The organism is Mesorhizobium sp. M8A.F.Ca.ET.218.01.1.1 (assembly GCF_004791165.1).
Lineage (GTDB): Bacteria > Pseudomonadota > Alphaproteobacteria > Rhizobiales > Rhizobiaceae > Mesorhizobium.
Genome location: NZ_SRUZ01000001.1, coordinates 965,185 through 982,541 on the forward strand (window position 1 = coordinate 965,185; position 17,357 = coordinate 982,541).

At 65.1% G+C, this 17,357-nt stretch carries 15 protein-coding genes; 5 read left to right on the forward strand and 10 right to left on the reverse strand.

Going from position 1 to position 17,357, the window contains the following annotated elements; all coding sequences use genetic code 11:
* Positions 1–112 precede the first annotated feature (112 nt).
* Genes EN861_RS04610 through EN861_RS04620 form a run of 3 tightly spaced genes read left to right on the forward strand, consistent with a single transcriptional unit; the run spans position 113 to position 3,974 of the window.
* Positions 113–1,699 carry a sugar ABC transporter ATP-binding protein gene (locus tag EN861_RS04610; RefSeq protein ID WP_127873279.1) on the forward strand — a complete coding sequence of 529 codons (1,587 nt, stop codon included), beginning with the start codon at positions 113–115 and terminating at the stop codon, positions 1,697–1,699.
* Positions 1,696–3,009 (forward strand): ABC transporter permease, encoded by a 1,314-nt coding sequence (locus EN861_RS04615; protein ID WP_127873278.1) that lies wholly within the window; start codon positions 1,696–1,698, stop codon positions 3,007–3,009. Before EN861_RS04610 ends, EN861_RS04615 begins: the two co-directional genes overlap by 4 nt.
* Complete coding sequence (locus EN861_RS04620) at positions 3,006–3,974, forward strand: substrate-binding domain-containing protein (RefSeq protein ID WP_127873277.1); 969 nt, start codon at positions 3,006–3,008, stop codon at positions 3,972–3,974. The genes EN861_RS04615 and EN861_RS04620 overlap by 4 nt, the downstream gene beginning before the upstream one ends.
* Positions 3,975–4,248: 274 nt before the next feature.
* Here EN861_RS04620 and EN861_RS04630 read toward each other — a convergent pair whose 3' ends face one another.
* Genes EN861_RS04630 through EN861_RS04655 form a run of 6 tightly spaced genes read right to left on the reverse strand, consistent with a single transcriptional unit; the run spans position 4,249 to position 11,475 of the window.
* The gene (locus tag EN861_RS04630; RefSeq protein ID WP_135862597.1) at positions 4,249–4,710 is read right to left on the reverse strand and encodes a MarR family transcriptional regulator; all 462 of its coding nucleotides are present in this window, start codon (positions 4,708–4,710) and stop codon (positions 4,249–4,251) included.
* Positions 4,707–5,291: an amino acid synthesis family protein gene (locus EN861_RS04635; RefSeq protein ID WP_135862599.1), complete on the reverse strand. Its 585-nt coding sequence runs from the start codon at positions 5,289–5,291 to the stop codon at positions 4,707–4,709. The genes EN861_RS04630 and EN861_RS04635 overlap by 4 nt, the downstream gene beginning before the upstream one ends.
* The gene (locus EN861_RS04640) at positions 5,284–6,168 is read right to left on the reverse strand and encodes a UPF0280 family protein (RefSeq protein WP_135862601.1); all 885 of its coding nucleotides are present in this window, start codon (positions 6,166–6,168) and stop codon (positions 5,284–5,286) included. The genes EN861_RS04635 and EN861_RS04640 overlap by 8 nt, the downstream gene beginning before the upstream one ends.
* On the reverse strand, positions 6,168–7,709 hold the full coding sequence (locus EN861_RS04645) for a 6-hydroxynicotinate reductase (RefSeq protein WP_135862603.1): 1,542 nt from the start codon (positions 7,707–7,709) through the stop codon (positions 6,168–6,170). Before EN861_RS04645 ends, EN861_RS04640 begins: the two co-directional genes overlap by 1 nt.
* Positions 7,706–10,624, reverse strand: a complete 2,919-nt coding sequence (locus EN861_RS04650; protein ID WP_135862605.1) for a molybdopterin-dependent oxidoreductase — start codon at positions 10,622–10,624, stop codon at positions 7,706–7,708. The genes EN861_RS04645 and EN861_RS04650 overlap by 4 nt, the downstream gene beginning before the upstream one ends.
* On the reverse strand, positions 10,621–11,475 hold the full coding sequence (locus EN861_RS04655; protein ID WP_135862607.1) for a xanthine dehydrogenase family protein subunit M: 855 nt from the start codon (positions 11,473–11,475) through the stop codon (positions 10,621–10,623). The genes EN861_RS04650 and EN861_RS04655 overlap by 4 nt, the downstream gene beginning before the upstream one ends.
* A 350-nt stretch (positions 11,476–11,825) precedes the next feature.
* Between EN861_RS04655 and pncA the strand changes: the two genes are divergently transcribed.
* A complete protein-coding gene (gene pncA / locus EN861_RS04660; protein WP_135862609.1) occupies positions 11,826–12,440 on the forward strand; it encodes a bifunctional nicotinamidase/pyrazinamidase in 615 nt (204 codons plus the stop codon).
* A 28-nt stretch (positions 12,441–12,468) separates the two neighbouring features.
* Entirely contained in the window at positions 12,469–13,893 is a 1,425-nt protein-coding gene (locus EN861_RS04665) for a sodium:proton antiporter (RefSeq protein WP_189343553.1), read from the forward strand.
* Here the strand turns inward: EN861_RS04665 and EN861_RS04670 are convergent, their stop codons facing one another.
* The 4 genes from EN861_RS04670 to EN861_RS04685 are packed head-to-tail and all read right to left on the reverse strand — an operon-like array spanning position 13,894 to position 17,160.
* A complete protein-coding gene (locus EN861_RS04670; RefSeq protein ID WP_135862614.1) occupies positions 13,894–14,601 on the reverse strand; it encodes an ABC transporter ATP-binding protein in 708 nt (235 codons plus the stop codon).
* Positions 14,598–15,323: an ABC transporter ATP-binding protein gene (locus tag EN861_RS04675; RefSeq protein ID WP_135862617.1), complete on the reverse strand. Its 726-nt coding sequence runs from the start codon at positions 15,321–15,323 to the stop codon at positions 14,598–14,600. Before EN861_RS04675 ends, EN861_RS04670 begins: the two co-directional genes overlap by 4 nt.
* The gene (locus EN861_RS04680) at positions 15,320–16,282 is read right to left on the reverse strand and encodes a branched-chain amino acid ABC transporter permease (RefSeq protein ID WP_135862619.1); all 963 of its coding nucleotides are present in this window, start codon (positions 16,280–16,282) and stop codon (positions 15,320–15,322) included. The genes EN861_RS04675 and EN861_RS04680 overlap by 4 nt, the downstream gene beginning before the upstream one ends.
* Positions 16,279–17,160 (reverse strand): branched-chain amino acid ABC transporter permease, encoded by an 882-nt coding sequence (locus EN861_RS04685; protein WP_127871277.1) that lies wholly within the window; start codon positions 17,158–17,160, stop codon positions 16,279–16,281. Before EN861_RS04685 ends, EN861_RS04680 begins: the two co-directional genes overlap by 4 nt.
* Positions 17,161–17,357 lie beyond the last annotated feature (197 nt).

Genomic DNA, 17,357 nt, shown 5'->3' on the forward strand with positions numbered 1-17,357 from the left:
CAAGAATTGAAATGCATCAAAGTTTCGTCACCCTATATCGGCTTGACAGGATCGAAACGTTTAGATTAGCGTTCGAGAAGCTGACGAAGACGGAAGGGAGGCCGCCATTGTCATGGAACAGAGCAATTCCCTTTCCTCGGCGCGCAATGCGACATCGGATCGCTCGGACACCGTTCTGAGCGCCGAGCATATTTCGAAGAGCTTTGGCGGCATCGCCGCGCTCGTCGATGTCGGCTTCGAATTGCGGCGCGGCGAAGTGCATGCCTTGATGGGTGAGAACGGCGCCGGCAAGTCGACGCTGATGAAGATCCTCTCCGGCGTCTATACCGGCTACGAAGGCACGGTCAGCATCGACGGAAGGCCGGTCAGCTTCGCCGGCGTGCGCGACGCCGAGGACGCGGGCATCGCCATCATCCACCAGGAGCTCAACCTGGTGCCGGAACTGAGCGTCGCCGACAACATCTTTCTCGGGCGCGAGAAGCTGATCGCGGGTCTGATCGTCGACCGCAAGGCGAGCAGCCGCGCGGCAAGCGCCCTCCTGCAGCGGCTCGGCATCGAACTCGATCCGGACGCACGCGTCGGCGCGCTGCGTGTCGGCGAACAGCAGCTGGTCGAGATCGCCAAGGCGCTGTCGATGTCGGCGCGTATGCTGATCATGGACGAGCCGACCTCGGCACTGTCGCCGGCCGAATGCCAACGGCTGTTTCGCATCATCGGCCAGCTTGCCGACAGCGGTGTCGCCATCGTCTACATCTCGCACCGCATCGACGAGGTCATGCATCTGGCCGGCCGCGTCACCGTGTTCCGCGACGGGCGCCATGTGCTGACGCGGCCGATGGCCGAGCTTGACGAAAATGCCATCATTTCGGCGATGGTCGGACGGGACCTGCTAGCATCCTCCCAGGACGAGCGGGATCCCGGCGGCAGGACCGTACTTTCGGTCAGCGATCTGTCGCTGTCGAAGCCAGACCGCCAGGGCTGGCGGCAGGTGATCGGCGGCATCAGCTTCGATCTGGCCGCCGGAGAAATCCTCGGCATTGGCGGGTTGCTGGGCTCCGGCCGCACCGAGATCATGGAAGCGATCTTCGGCTCGAGCGATGGCCGTGCCGGCGGCGAGATCCGGCTCGACGGCCAGCCGGTGGACATCCGCTCACCGCGCGATGCGCGGCGGCTGGGCATCGCTCTGGTCACCGAGGACCGCAAGACGCAAGGCCTGCATCTGCAGGCCTCGATATCGGACAATGTGGCGCTGCCGCTGGTCGGCGCGCTGGCCCGCTTCGGCATCCGTTCGCTAGCCGGCGAACAGGGCCTGGCGCGGCAAGCGGTCAAGGCGCTCGGCATCCGCTGCCGGGATATCGACCAGCCCGCCGGCACGCTGTCGGGCGGCAACCAGCAGAAGGTCGTCATCGGCAAGTGGCTGGCGACCAGGCCGAGGGTGCTGTTGCTCGACGAGCCGACGCGCGGCATCGATGTCGGCGCCAAGCGCGAGATCTACGACCTCATCTTCCGGCTGGCGGGCGATGGCCTGGCCATCGCCGTCATCAGTTCCGAGCTGCCGGAATTGCTGCATCTTTCCGACCGCATCCTGGTGATGGCCGACGGCCGCCAGACAGGCATCCTTTCCCGCGAAGCGGCGAGCGAGGAGGCCATCATGCGCCTCGCGGCACCGCGCCGGACCCTATCGAGACCCGCCGCATGACCGCACTGAAACTCCTGTCCCGCACCAAGCTCTACTGGGGCCTGATCGCCATCTTCCTGATCGGCGTGCTGGGCTCGCCAGTGAGTTCCAAGGGCAACAACATCTTTCTGTCCTACGGCAATCTCCTTGACGTGCTGCGCCAGGTGTCGACCACCGGGCTGATCGCCACCGGCATGACGGCGGTGATCATCACCGGCGGCATCGACCTTTCCGTCGGCTCGCTGATGGCCATCTGCTCGGTGGTGTGCGCCATGCTGCTGACGGTTCCGGGCGTGACGCCGGGCGTCGTGCTGGGCGTGCCGACGGTTGCCCTGGTTGCGCTGTGTCTCGGCTTCGTGGTCACGCGCTTCATCTTCCTCAACGTGGAAAAGTCCCGCGCCGGCGTTGATGCCGTGGCCCGCGACGTGAGGCTGGACACCGTTCGTGGGCTGGTCACGCCGGCAATCGTCGGCATCGTCCTGTGCTGCCTTTCGCTCTGGTACCTGCTGCCGCAGATCGAGCCCAAATTCGGCGTTCTCGGCGTGCTTCTGGTGGCGCCTTGCGTTGGTCTGCTGTTCGGCGCCATCAACGGTTTCATCATCGTCGGCGGACGGCTGCAGCCTTTCATCGTCACGCTGGCGATGATGGTGACGGCGCTCGGAATCGCCCGGCTCACCGCCGGCCAGAACAATGCCGTGTTGCCGGTCTATACCGGCTCCAACGCCACCGCCGATTTCGAGCTGCTGCGCTCGCTGGTATTCGGCGTCATCCCGATGCCCGGCCTGTTCTTCCTCGGCGCCATCGTCATCTACGGCGCGGTGCTGCGCTTCACGCCGTTCGGCCGCTATGTCTATGCCATCGGCGGCAATGAGGAGGCAGCAAGGCTTTCCGGCATCGCCGCCGGCCGCGTCAAGATCGCCACTTATGCCATATCAGGACTGCTCGCCGGCATCGCCGCCGTGCTCTACGTAGCGCAGTACCGGCAAGGCAAGCCGGATGCCGGCGCCGGGCTGGAGCTCGACGCCATCGCCGCCGTGGTCATCGGCGGCACCAGCCTGATGGGCGGGCGCGGCAGCCTGACAGGCACCTTCTGCGGCGTGCTGATCTTCGGGCTGCTGTCCAACATCTTGCAGCTCCACAACATCAATTCGAACCTTCAGCTGGTGCTGAAGGGGATGATCATCATCGGCACCGTGCTCGTGCAGGAGCGCAATGCCGGCGATCTCATGGCCTATCTGCGCCTGCCCGGAGCGGCGCACAAGGAAACGGCCGCCGCGAAACGGCCGTCGCAAGAGACACCGTCTCTCAATCTCGGAGGAAACAAGAAATGAAACGACGTGACATGCTGAAGCTTGCCGCATTCGGTGCGGCCCTGCTGACCACCACGGCAATGCTCTCCACCGGACATGCCTTCGCCCAGGACAAGAAGTGGAAGATCGGCTTCTCGCAGGTGACCACCATCGAGCCCTGGCGCGCCCAGTTCAACAAGGACATCATTGCCGAGGCCGCCAAGCATCCCGATGTCGAGCTGATCATCACCGACGGCGAGGACAAGACCGAGAAGCAGGTCGCCGACGTCGAGAACCTGATCCGCCAGGAAGTCGACGCGCTCCTGGTGTCGCCGAAGGAATCGGCCGGCCTGACCGGCGTCGTGCAGCAGGCGATCGACGCCAAGATTCCGGTCTTCGTGCTCGACCGCAACGTCGACACCAAGGACTTCACCCAGTTCGTCGGCGGCGACAACAAGCTGATCGGCCGCGCGGCCGGCGAATATGCCGTCGAACTGCTCGGCGGCAAAGGCAAGGCGGCAGGCAATGTCGTCGAGATCTGGGGCGGCATGGGTACCCAGCCGGCGCATGACCGCCATGACGGTTTCCATGAATTCACCGACAAGGAACCGGGCATCAAATATCTGCTCGACCAGCAGTCGGGCGACTGGAAACAGGATCAGGCCTACAATTTGATGGCCAACGCGCTGAAGACCAACGAGAAGATCGATCTCGTCTACGGCCATAACGACCCGATGGCCTACGGCGCCTATCTCGCGGCCAAGGATGTTGGCCGCGAGAAGGACATCAAGTTCATCGGCATCGACGGCCTGCCCAACGAAGGCGTGCAGATGGTGAACAAGGGCGAGCTGACGGCGACCTTCACCTATGTCACCCCAGGTGCGGAAGGCCTGCGCCAGGCGATCAAGTTCCTGAACGGCGAGAAGGTCGAGAAGACCATCACCTTGCCGACGCAGAAGATCACCAAGGAAAACGCCGCCCAGGTGCTGAAAGACAACGGCCTGTGAGATAGTGGAGCTTGAGGGGCCTCGGTTGGCGCAGCCCCTCATCCGCCTGCCGGCACCTTCTCCCCGTATAGTGACGGGGAGAAGGGAGCTGTGGTGAAGCCGGCGCCCTTCTGCAACGCCGGCGACTAGCGAAGCCGTCGATGACAGCGCCTTTCTCCCCGTCCCTATACGGGAGAAATGTCCGGCAGGACAATGAGGGGCAGCGCAGACCAACCAATTCTACTCAACTCAATCGTTTCGGTGACCAGCTTCTGCAGGCTGGTAAGGTCCGCATCTACGCCAGCTTGGCTAGCAGCTTCATGAAGGTGACGATCTCCTTGGCCGTGAGCGGCGCCAGGGTCTCCAGCGTGATCTCGCGGGCCAGCGGGATCAGGCGCTCGATCGCGTCGCGGCCCTCCGGCGTCAGGTTTACCAGCAGCCGCCTTTTGTCGACCTCATGCCTGGAAAGCTCGACCATGCCACGCGCCTTCAACCGGTCGATGACGCCTTTCACCGTCGCCGCGTCCATGGCGATCAGCGTGCCGAGCTGGTTCTGCGAAGTTTCGCCAACGTCGCGCAGCTTGGCGAGTGCGGCGAATTGCGGCGGCGTCAGATCGGCGATACGGGCGGCGAAGATTGAAACATGGCGCTGGTGCGCCTTGCGCAGGATGAAGCCGACCTGCTCCTGCAGGAGGTAGTCGTGATCGTCGGCCTCTTCAACCTCGACCAGCTTGAGCAGGTTGTCCTCGCCGCTCACCGCAGCCCGTCCCAGGCTTTTATGTCATCCGCAGCGAGGCCACCCATCCGATTATGGACGCGCGGGCCGCAGGTCATGGCGAGGCAGAACAGGATCTCGTCGGGACGCGGGCCGTCGCTGATGCCGACTTCCATGGCGTCGAAATGGCTGCGCACATAGGCGGCGTTGATATGGCCGAGCGGCACGTCGAGCTTTGAGCCGAAGGCGCCGACCTTCTTGGCCGACGGCACGATCGCCTTGGCATCGCCCAGCCGCTCGCGCATCGCATAGCCACCCGGCACATGCCACAGCGCGCCATGTTCCAGCTCGCCCGCGCTGCCGACGATGGCGCCCTTGCCGTAGCCGTCGATCTGTTTGACGTCGCCGCCGAGGGCGGCGATCAGCCGGTCGGCGAGCAGCAGGCCGAGCGGCTTCAGATCGTCCATGGCGCTTTGCAGTTCCTCGACATAACGCCCGGCGAACGGGTTCCTGACCACGGCCATGGCAGCGGCACGCCGGCGCGGCACCGCGGCGGCCGGTCCGCCGTCGTGGAAGATCTCCTCGCTCAGCACCGCGATCTTGCGGATCGGAAATTCAGGCATGGGCAACTTCCTCCGGTTCATGCTTGTTGGGCGCGCCGAGTGCAACGGAGCCGCTGATGCGGGCCTCCCCGCCAAGAAACAGCGCCGATGCTGCAATCAGGCCGCGCCGGCGAAAATCTTCGGCGACGGCAAGACCATTGTCCAGCGCGCGTGCCACCTCATCAGGCGCAAGCGTGCCGACGCCTTGCGTCACCAGCCGCGCGCCAAGATCGCTGTCGGGCGACAGGTCGCGTGCGGGAACGCGCCTGATGGCGGGATTGCCGGGCAGGTCTACCGCGTTGGCTATGAGCGTTGCCGCCGCATCGGCCTCCGCGCCGGTCCGCGCCAGCACGGTGACGGCGTCGGCAATGCCAAGCGAGAAGGAGCGGCCACGCCAGCCGCTGGTTGCAACGCCACGCACGCCATCCTGCGCGCGGATCGTGATCCGGTCGGCCATGCCGTTACCGGTGCCGGCGACCGCCAATCCCATCGAGCGGCCTCTGCCGATGTGGAGGGCGCTGTCGCCGCCATTGTTGACATAGGCGCGATCGAGCTTGCGTCCGGCAAGCAGCGCGGCAAGCATTTCGTCGGCTACCGACCCGGCAACGGCGGCCATCGGTGTGATGAAGCATTCCGCCAGGGGCATGACGGCTGCTTCCATGCGGCGCGCCGTCGGGCCGGCGAAGGTTCGCGGCGCCAAGAAAAATGCCGGGAGCCGCAATTCGGGAAGCTCCTCGACCAGCTCGATCAGGATCGTTTGGAAGCGCGCGACGGCCTGGACGTAGGCGGCGCGACACTCATCAGCCTCGCCAAAGGCCTCGACGATCAGGTCGATCGGCCCATGGTTGAGATGCAGCCGCTTGCCGTCCTGCAGCCAGTGCGCTTGCGGATCTTCCATCACCCCGCCCCGTTCGGACCCACGCGGCGCAATTGCGCCAGCGGCGGCCATGGATTTTGGGTTGCGGCGCCTGTGCCGCGTCGGGGATTGAGATACTCGCCGCCTTTGGCGACGATGTCCGCAACGCTGCGGATCTCCGCCTCGTAGCCGCCGAGCCTGACATAGTCGTCGCGACGCAGCGTGAACTCGATCGGCGCCACCAGCGCCGGCGTCGGCACATAGCCGAAGGCGCCTTCCGGAACCCTGGTGACATCGACCATCAGCGTGATGCCGCCGCCCGGCCAGACATAGACCGGGGCGCCGCCAACGGTGACATAGGTAGTCAGGCCTTGCACCGAACGGGTGAGATTGACCGGGTTTTCGGTGACGCCGGCGCGCAGCGACCCGCCGGCGCCGCCGATGAACAGCACGGTGCACAAGGCCGGCTCGCAATTGTCCTCGATCAGGTTGACCGATTTCCTAAGCCGTTCCGGAAACGGTTTTTCGACCGGCTTCAGGTCGTCATCGAGCTCGTAATAGGCGAACTGCTCGCCGGTGGTCGAAACCATCAGCAGCGACAGGCCCGGGCGCGCGCCCTTCTTGGCGTTCCATTCGCCGAGTATCGACAGCGGATCTGAAATGCTGGTGCCGCCCCAGCCGAGGCCTGGCTCGGACACTTTGAAATAGCGGCCCGGTGTCGAGCGGCGGCCAACGATCTTGATGCCCGTATCCTGCCAGCCCAGCACCTTGCCGGCCTGGTGTTCGGAGACGACACCGGTGATGTGATCGTCGACCACCACGACCTCGTCGACCAGCCCGCGCCATTGCGTGGCAAACATGCCGATCGTGGCCGAGCCGCAGCCGACCCGCATGCGGTGTTCCTGCTTGCCGTCGATGACGGGGGGTTTGCCGGCTTCGACGATGACCGTGGCGCCGCCGTCTATGCTGAGTTCCACCGGTTTGCGGTTGCACAAATTGAGCAAGGCGTCACAGGTGGCGCGGCCTTCCGCCTTGGAACCGCCGGTCAGATGATGCACGCCGCCCAGCGACAGCATCTGCGAACCGTATTCGCCCGTCGTGACATGGCCGATGGCCTCGCCTTCGGCCCGCACGACAGCCGTTTCGGGTCCGATATGACGATCGGTGTCGATCTTCACCTTGACGCCGCAGTAGGAGAAGATGCCTTCGGTCACCACCGTGACGAGATCGACACCCTCGACCTCCTGGCTGACGATGAAGGGAGCGGGCTTGTAGTCGGGATAGGTGGTGCCGGCGCCGATTGCCGTGACGAAGCGGCGGCCGGTGTTGAGCAGCTCGCCGTCCCATTGCTCGCCCTCGGCGACAAAGGGCACCATGGCAGCGCCGGTCTCGGCCGCGTGGTCGAGGATGGTCAGCGGATCCATGCGCACGATCCCGCCGGCGACATTGCCATAGCGGTCGCAGGCGCCGGTGCGGCCGTCGGCGATGTAGCACATGACGGGACAGGCATCGCAGCGGATCTTCTCCGCCACCAGCTTCTCGCCGGGATCATGGGTTTCGAAGCGTTCGGCAAGCTCGCTCATGCGCGTGCCTCCTTCTCGCGGATGGCCGCCAGGATGCGGCTTGGCGTTGCCGGCACCTTGGTGACCAGCACGCCGGTGGCGTGGCGGATGGCGTTGAGGATCGCCGGCGCCGTCGGGATCAGCACGTGCTCGCCCAGGCCCTTGGCGCCGAACGGCCCTTCGGGATCGGGCACCTCGATAAGGATGGTCTCGATCGGCGGCACGTCGCCAATGGTCGGGATGAGATAGTCGTGCAGGTTTTCGGTGCGCCCGGGAATATATTCTTCCATCAACGCCATGCCGATGCCTTGGGCGATGCCGCCTTCGATCTGGCCCTCGGCCAGCAACGGATTGATCGCCTTGCCGACGTCATGCGCCGCCGTGATCTTGATCAGCCTGACAGTGCCGAGTTTGAGGTCGACCTCAAGTTCGGCAATCTGCGCGCCATAGCCATAGACCGCATAGGGTTTGCCCTGGCCCTTGGCATCGAGGGGCAGCGTCGGCGGATCGTATGTCTCTTCGGCGCGGAAGACGAAGCCGTCGGCATTCGCATCGAGCGCGGCAAGGTCGATGCGGCGTGTCGCCTCGCCTTCGCGGATGACGATCACCGCGCCATCCAATTTAAGGGAAGCCTTATCCGAGACATTGGCAAAGCGCAGGATTTTTTCGCGAAGGGCCCGCCCAGCCTTTTCAGCCGCCTTGCCGGTCACGAAAGTCTGTCGCGAGGCCGAAGTCTTGCCGGCGTCTGGGCTGATTGCCGTATCGGCGCTCTTCAGCTGGAATTTCTCCAGCGGCAGGCCGAGCGCGTCGGCGCAGATCTGCGTAATGACGGTGTTGGACCCCTGGCCGATATCGACGGCGCCCTGGTGCAGGATGACGTCGCCCGATGGCGCGATGCCTACCCTAATGGTCGACGGATTGGGCAGCGAGGTGTTGCCGCAACCATACCAGCAGCACGCGACGCCGACACCGCGCTTTCTATCTATGCTGGTGCTGTTGAAAGTATCCGCGTCGGCCGTCGCCCGCGCCCAGTGCAGCCGCAGCGCTTCGAGGCATTCGGCGATGCCGACGCCAGACACCAGAAGCTGCCCGGTAACCGTTTCGGAGCCGTTCCGAAGGCAGTTCTTCAGGCGAAAGTCTAGCCGATCCATGCCGAGCTTGCCCGCAAGCTCGTCATAGAGCGTCTCCTGCATGATCGTCGCCTGCGGCACGCCGAAGCCACGGAAGGCGCCGGCAATCGGACCATGGGTGTGGATGGCGCGGCCCTCGGCACGATAGTTGGGCGTGAGATAAGGGCCGGAGGCATGCACCGGCACGCGGTTGGCGACCGTCGGACCCCAGCTGGCATAGGCGCCGGTGTTGAAATCGCCGGTAAAGACCATGCCGGTGACGTAGCCGTCGGAGGCGGCACCGATGGTGGCCTTCATCTGCGCCGGATGGCGCTTGGTGGTCGACATCATCGATTCGTTGCGGGTGTAGGCAAGGGCCGCGGGCCGTCCCGTCTTGATGGCGACGAGGCCGATCAGAGGCTGCAAGGAAACGTCGAGCTTGGAGCCAAAGCCGCCACCGGTCGCGGTCGGCACGATGCGCACCTTGTTGACGGCAAGGCCGAGCACTTTCGCGGTGTCGTCACGGTCCATGTAAGGCGCCTGGGTGCAGGCGACGACGACAAGCGTGTCGCCGTCGACATATGCATAGCCGGCTTCCGGTTCGATATAGGCGTGCTCGACATAGGAGGTGTCGATCGCGCCGCTCGCGGTGACGGCCGCATTGGCAAGTGCCGCCTCGGGATCGCCGCGTTCGACAAAGCCCTTGGTCAGCAGGTTGTCCGGCCGGTTGCCGTGGATCAGCGCACCACCCTCGGCCTGCGCGTCACGAGGCTGGAGAACATGCGGCAGTTCGGTCCAGCGGATAGGGAAATCCGACAGATCGAGATCGAGGATCGCCTCTCGCTCGCCGGCGACCAGGGCGACCGCCTCGCCGCGAAGCCGGGCAAAGCCTTCGGCCAGCGCCGGCTGGTCGGCGAATGGGCCGATAACGCCGAAACAGTTTTTTCCCGGGATGTCGGCGGCCGTGAAAACACCCGCGATTCCTGGATGCGCCTTGGCCCAGCCGTCGAGGTCGCCGAAATCGAACTTTGCATGATAGTGCGGCGAGCGGACCACCAGCACGGCCAGCGCGTCGGCCGGGAAGGAATCGCCGCCGAATTTCTCGGCGCCGGTCACCTTTGGCACGCCGTCGAGCCTGACCGGCGACGCGCCAATGGCGTGGCCCGAGGCCGGCATCCTCCGATCGAGATCGCGATCCAGTCCATAAAGTTGGCGCTGCCCCACACCCTTACCCTCTCCCCGCAAGGGGCGGGGAGAGGGGGGCGCCAACGCTGGAGCGCTTCCCTTCTCCCCGTCACTATACGGGGAGAAGGCGCCAGCAGGCGGATGAGGGGCGGCGCTGGCAGTTGACCGTTCACTGCCGAACCATCCCGCCTCCATCACCGCCGCGATGATCTTCCGGTAGCCGGTGCAGCGGCAGAGGATGCCGCCCAGCGCATCCTGTACCTCGGTCTCGGTCGGCCTGGGTTTCGTGTCCAGCAACGCGGTTGCGGCGACCAGCAGCGCCGGCGTGCAGATGCCGCATTGCGCGGCGCCATGCGCCAGGAACGAGGCTTGCAACGCCGACAGCCGGCCATTGGCAAGCCCCTCGACCGTCGTCACCGCGGTGCCAGCGGCCGAGGCCGCCGGCATCAGGCAGGCGCAGACGGGGTTGCCGTCGACCAGCACCGTGCAGGCGCCGCAGTCGCCGGCATCGCAGCCGACCTTTGTGCCGGTCAGCCGCAATTCATCGCGCAATACCGAAGACAGCCTGCGCAGCGGCGGCACGTTGACCGAGACAGCGGCGCCATTGACCGCGAAGGCGATATCGGCGCGATCCATGCTCATGCGGCCACCTTGTCGCCTGCTGGCGTCTCCGTGGCCGCGAGCACGGCGCGGGCAACGATCTCGCGCACCGCGTCAAGCCGGTATTCGGCGCTGCCGCGCACATCGGCGATCGGCGACAGCTCAACCATCGGCGCCGACCGGACCGCGACGACAAGCCCGGCGCCGACGGCAAGGCCGCGCAGCGCCGTCTCGACCCCGGCCAACCGCCTGGCGACGGCGGAACACGAGCCGACGGCCACGGCCGCATCCGCGACAGTGCCGTCCTCGACAACCAGACGCGCCGCCACCATGGCGATGGAGATGACGAGATAACGCCGGGCGCCGAGCTTGACGAAGGCCGATGTGCCGGAGGGTTTCGGCACGCGGATGGCAGTCACCATCTCGCCAGGCTGCAAGGCGGTACGGCGGTTGCCGAGGACGAACTGCGACAAGGGCAGATAGCGTGTCGCCGCCACCGAGCGCAGTTCTACCTCGGCGTCGAGCACGAGCAGGCCCGGCACACCATCGGCGGCAGGTGAAGCGTTGCAGAGATTGCCGGCGACCGAGGCGACGTTCTGGATCTGCGCCGAGCCGACCTCCCGCGCCGCCTGTTTCAAGGCGTCAAAGGCTGGCGGCAAGGGGTGGCGGATGACATCGGTCCATGTCGTGCGCGCGCCGACGATCCAGTGGCTGGCGGTTTCGGCGATGCCGCGCAGCGTTGTCAGGCCGTTGACATCGAGGACATTGTCGCGAAACGGCTTGCTTCCCTGTACCGGATAGAAATCCGTGCCGCCGGCAAGAATGCGCCAGGTGCCGCCGCCAAGCAGCGCGAGCGCCTCGTCGACCGTGGTGGGTTTCGCGTAACGGATCACGCTTTCCTTCCCAGTAAGATGGGCCTTCCCAACACAAAATGGGCTTTCCCAACAAGATGGGCCTTCCCAGAGATCGGCCCTCCCAAGACGTTTCGCCTGGGAATATCCTGCCGGCTTTCGATCCAGCAAATTCATTCGTATGCAAATGATATCAAGACGGCGGAATTTGTCAAAGCCAGAGTTTACGCCGGTGCCCATGTGGCGGGCATCGCCACGTATTTGTTATTCCGCTGGAGGTTGACGCGGCCCGCCATCTGGTCAAGTTTCTCCCTCCGGTCGCGCCAGCGGCTTCTTCTTTCGCCGGGCGCCTCATTCGGAGCCCGACCGCAGCCTGACAGGAAGGAAACTCCATGGCCGACGAAGCGCTCGTTGTCATCGACCTGCAGAACGACTTTTGCCCGGGCGGCGCGCTGGCCGTTGCCGGCGGCGACGAGATCGTGCCGCTGGTCAACGACATGATCCGGCGAACCGACCATGTCGTGCTGACGCAGGACTGGCACCCCGCCGGCCATTCCAGCTTTGCCTCCAGCCATCCGGGTTCGCAGCCCTATTCGACGATCGAAATGCCATACGGTGCGCAGACCTTGTGGCCGGACCATTGCATCCAGGGCAGTCTCGGTTCGGATTTCCACTCGGGGCTGGCCTGGACCAAGGCCGAACTCGTCATCCGCAAGGGATTTCGTCCCGCCATCGACAGTTACTCCGCCTTCTTCGAGAACGATCCCGCGACGCCCACCGGACTCGCCGGTTATCTCCGGGAACGCGGCATCGACACGCTGATCCTGGTCGGCCTGGCGACCGATTTCTGCGTCGCCTTCTCGGCGCTGGATGCGGTCAAACAGGGGTTTAGAACCACGGTCAGGCTCGATGCCTGCCGTGGCATCGATCTCAACGGATCGCTCGAGACAATGCTGGCGAGAATGCGCGACGCCGGCGTGACGCTCGAAGATCATACGTCGGACTGACCGCACCGTGGCGGGCAGAGGGGGATGCATGCCGATGGCGATCGGGGCGGCCGGCGCGATCATCGTCGCGCTGCTGTTTCCGGCATCGGCCTTGGCGGCAGAAGAGCATGGCCTGCCGGGCGCCGCCATGTCGCTCTGGTGGGCGCTGCCTTTTGCCGGACTGCTCCTGTCGATCGCCACCGGTCCGCTGCTGTTCCACCATGTCTGGGAACACCACTACGGCAAGATCGCTGCCTTGTGGGCGGCGCTGGTGATCGTGCCGCTCGCGGTCGCCTTCGGCACCCCGGCGGCAACCGAGGCGGTGCTGCACGCGCTGCTCACCGAATACATGTCGTTCATTGTCCTGCTGTTTGCGCTCTACACGATTTCAGGCGGCATCCTGCTTGCCGGCAACATCCACGGGACACCGCTGGTCAATGCCGGACTGCTGGTCGTCGGGGCGGCGCTTGCCTCGGTGATCGGCACGACGGGCGCCTCGATGATCCTGATCCGGCCGATCCTGCGCGCCAACGACAACAGGCCTTTCAATGCCCATGTCGTCATCTTCTTCATTTTCCTGGTGTCCAACATTGGCGGCTCGCTGACGCCGCTCGGCGACCCGCCGCTGTTCGTCGGCTTCCTGCGCGGCGTCGATTTCTTCTGGACGACCGCCAGTCTCTGGCGCGAGACGCTGTTCGTCGTGGTGGTCGTGCTCGCCGTCTTCCTGGCGATCGACCTCATCCTGCACCGGCGCGAGGCCGGGGCACCGAAGATCAAGGACCCAACACCGGACACGAAAGTGCGCCTGCGCGGCCTGGCCAACGTCCCGCTGCTGGCCGGTGTGATCGGCGCCATCCTGCTGTCGGCGGCCTGGAAGCCGGACGTGAGCTTTTCCGTGTTCGGCGTCGGTCTCGAACTGCAGAACCTGGTACGCGACGCGATCATCCTCGCGCTGGCCCTGCTATCGCTTCCCCTCTCCTACAAGAGCCACCGTCAAGCAAACGGCTTCAACTGGGGACCGATCGCGGAAGTGGCCAAGTTGTTTGCCGGCATCTTTATCTGCATCGTTCCGGTCGTCGCCATTTTGAGAGCCGGCCATGACGGCGCGCTGGCGCCGCTGGTCGCGCTCGTCACCTCGGCGCAAGGCACACCCAACGACCTCGCCTATTTCTGGCTGACCGGGGCGCTGTCGTCCTTCCTCGACAATGCGCCGACCTATCTGGTGTTTTTCGAGCTGGCCGGCGGCGACCCCCAACACCTGATGACGGAGTTCGCCTCGACGCTTGCCGCGATCTCGGCGGGCGCTGTGTTCATGGGCGCCAACACCTATATCGGCAACGCGCCCAACTTCATGGTCTATGCCATTGCCAGGCATCGTGGCGTCAAGATGCCGGGCTTCTTCGGCTATATGCTGTGGTCCGGGCTGGTGCTGATTCCGACCTTCTTGATCGCCGGCTTTCTGTTTCTCGGTTGATCAGCCGACACCGACATAGCGCCTGACCGCTGACGGGTCGGCGCGCAGGGCGTCGACATCGACGGTCTCGCGGTTGCGGCCGTTCTCGATGAACGAGACTCGGTCGGCGACCGACAACACAGCGTCGACCCGCTGCTCGACCAGGATGGTGGAGACGCCCAGCTCGCGCAGCTTCGATACAGTCTCGCGGATCTTGGCGATCATGGACGGCATCAACCCTTCGGTCGGTTCGTCGAGCAAAAGCACCTGCGGCTCGAGACAGAGCGCACGCGCCATGGCCAGCATCTGCTGCTCGCCGCCGGACAAGGTGCCGGAGCGCTGCCGCAGCCGCTGGCGCAGCAGCGGGAAAAGGTCGAGGACGTTCTCGCGTGTCGCCTTGCCCTTGCCGCGCGCCATCAGCCCGATCTCGATGTTTTCAGCCACCGTCATCTCGGCGAACAGCCGCCTTCCCTGCGGTACATAGGCGACGCCGGCCTTCGGTACTTCATGCGCCGGCAGGCCGGTCAACTCCCGGCCGGCGAGCCTGATCGAGCCGCCATTCGCGGGAACCAGGCCCATGATCGCCTTCAGCGTCGTCGTCTTGCCGGCGCCATTGCGGCCGAACAGGCACAGCACCTCGCCCTTGTTCAGCACGAGATCGAGCCCGTAGAGCACCTGGACCTCGCCATAGAAGCAGTCCAGCCCCGAGATCACCAATGCATCGGTCATGGGGCGGTCCCCAGATAGGCGTCCTGCACCGCCGCGTCGTTTCGGATCGCTTCGGGCGCGCCCTCGGCCAGGATCCTGCCGGCGTTGAAGACGGTGATGCGGTCAGCCAGATGCATGACCACAGGCATGTTGTGCTCGATCAGCAGCACGGTGGCGCTCTTGGCGATGTCGCGTACCAGCTCGACGAAATTGTCGATCTCGCTATCGGCAAGGCCTTGCGTCGGCTCGTCGAGGATCAGCAGGCGCGGTTTCAGCGCCAGGCCCATCGCCACTTCGAGCAACCGCTGATGCCCGTAGGACAATTGCCCGGCCGGCATATGGGCGCGGCCGGCCAGCCCAGTGCGTTCGAGCGCCGACATGACGCCGGCGCGCACCGCACCCTTCGAGCGGCCGTCGCTCAGCGTGCGCTGCACCGGCAGCGCGACATTGTCATAGGCGCTCAGGTTGGCGAAGACGCTGGTGATCTGGAAGGTGTAGGCGATGCCCTGGCGGACCCTGACATAGGCCGGCAGGCCGGTGATGTCGGCGCCGTCGAAGAGGATCGCTCCCGAAGATGGCCGGATGCGGCCGCTGACCAGGCTGACGAAAGTGGTCTTGCCTGCCCCGTTGGGGCCGATGACGGCGCGGATTTCTCCGGGCATCAAGGTGAAGTCGACGCTGTCGACGGCGCGCAGGCCGCCGAAATTGCGCGACAGGCCCTTGGTGGTCAAAAGCGGCGTCATGGCAGCCATCCGAGCCAGCGCTGGCGGATGCTGCCGAGAATGCCCTTGGGGAAGAACAGCACCAGCAGGATCAGCGCGATGCCGACGATCAGCAGATAGGCCGATGTGTAGCCGCTGGTGACGTCGATGACATAGTACATGAACAGCGTGCCGATCAGCGGTCCGAGCGTCGTGGCGGCACCCCCGAGCAGCACCCACAGCAGCGGCAGGATCGAGTATTGCACCGAGGCGAAGCTCGAGCCGACATAGCCGAACAGCAGCGCGTAGGCGGCACCCGAGGCAGCGCAGATCGTGCCGGAGACGACGACGGCGGCGAGCTTGTTGGAGAAGGTGTCGTAGCCCAGCATCTTCGTGCGTTCTTCGTTCTCGCGGATGGCGACCAACACGCGGCCATAGCGGGACCGGACGATGGCGAGCGTGATCAGCAGCACGAGCGAGAACAGCGACAGCGCGCAGATATAGCGCACGGTCGGGTTGGTGAGGTCGAGCGAGGTTGCACCGAAAGAGAGGACCCGCGCCGGCTGCGGCACCACCATGCCCTGGTCGCCCCCGGTCCAAGCCGCGAAATAGAGGATGGCGAGATAAAACACCTGGGCGAACATCATGGTGACGATCATGAAGGCGACACCCGTGGTGCGCAGCGCCAGAAGGCCAATGATCAGGGAGAGGACGGCACCACAACCGAGACCGGCGCCGAATGCCGCGGGCACGCTCCAGCCGAGCTGGATGACGGCGAGCCCGGCGCCATAGAGCCCGGCGCCGAAGAACATGGCGTGGCCCAAACTGAGCAGGCCGACATAGCCGAACAGCATGTTGTAACCCATGGCAAAGACCGCCAGCACCATGATGCGGGCGAGCACGCCGTGATAGTACTCCGGCAAAAGGAAGCTCAGCACGAAGAGCAGGGCGATGGCGCCGAGATGCAGCGCGTAGGCCTTTGCCGGCGAAGCTTCGCTCATCGCGATGCCGTCCCGAACAGGCCTTGCGGCCGGAACACCAGCACCATGGCGACCAGCAGCGTGGCGATGATCTTGGCCAAGGTCGGCGAGAAGAACATCGAGATGATGCCGTCGGACAGGCCGATCAGCACGGCGGCGACGACGGTGCCGCGCAGCGAGCCGAGGCCGCCGATGATGACGACGATGAAGGACAAGAGCAGCGGGTCCTGTCCCATCAGGTAGTGCGCCTGGCTGATCGGCACGATCAGCACCGCAGCGATCGCCGCCAGCATGGCGCCAAGCGCGAAGACGCCGCCATAGACGCGGCCGACAGAGATGCCGAAGGCTTGCGCCGTCTCGCTGTCGTACTGCGTGGCGCGCATGATGAGGCCGATCTTCGTGCGCGTCAGCACCAGCCATGTCGCGATCAACAGGACAGCGGATGCGGCGATGATCGACAGCTTGTAGCCGGAATAGCCGAACCACGGCAGAAGGATGCGATAGCTGAAGGGCGGCTCCACCGGCCGCGCTTCGGGACCATAGAAAGTCAACGCCAGCTGCTGGATGATGTAGAGCATGCCGATGGTGGCGACGATGGTGGCTTCAGGGTTGTAATTGAGCCGGCGCAGCACCAGCCGTTCGGCGACCACCGCGACGGCGCCGACGATCAGTGGCGCGATCACCAGCGCCGCCAGGAAGCCGAGCGCGGGGTGGCCGCCGATTGCTGATGTGATCGCCCAGGCAAGCACGGCGCCGAGCATGAAGAACTCGCCGTGGGCGACGTTGACGACACGCATGACGCCGAACACCAGCGACAAGCCCAGCGCCGTCAGCGCCAGCACGGCCGAGGTGACGAGGCCTTCGAGGGTTGCCAGGAGGAGATGAGGTCCGAAGTGCATTGATTACACGCTTGATAGGGCGGCGCGAAGCGCCCCCCTCTGCCCTGCCGGACATCTCCCCCTCAAGGGGGGAGATTGGCGGTACCTGCGACGGCTCTTTTTTTCCATCGTCTGCGATTGGCGAAACCCGCCGTAAAATCCAATCTCCCCCCTTGAGGGGGAGATGTCCGGCAGGACAGAGAGGGGGGCCTGGGCGC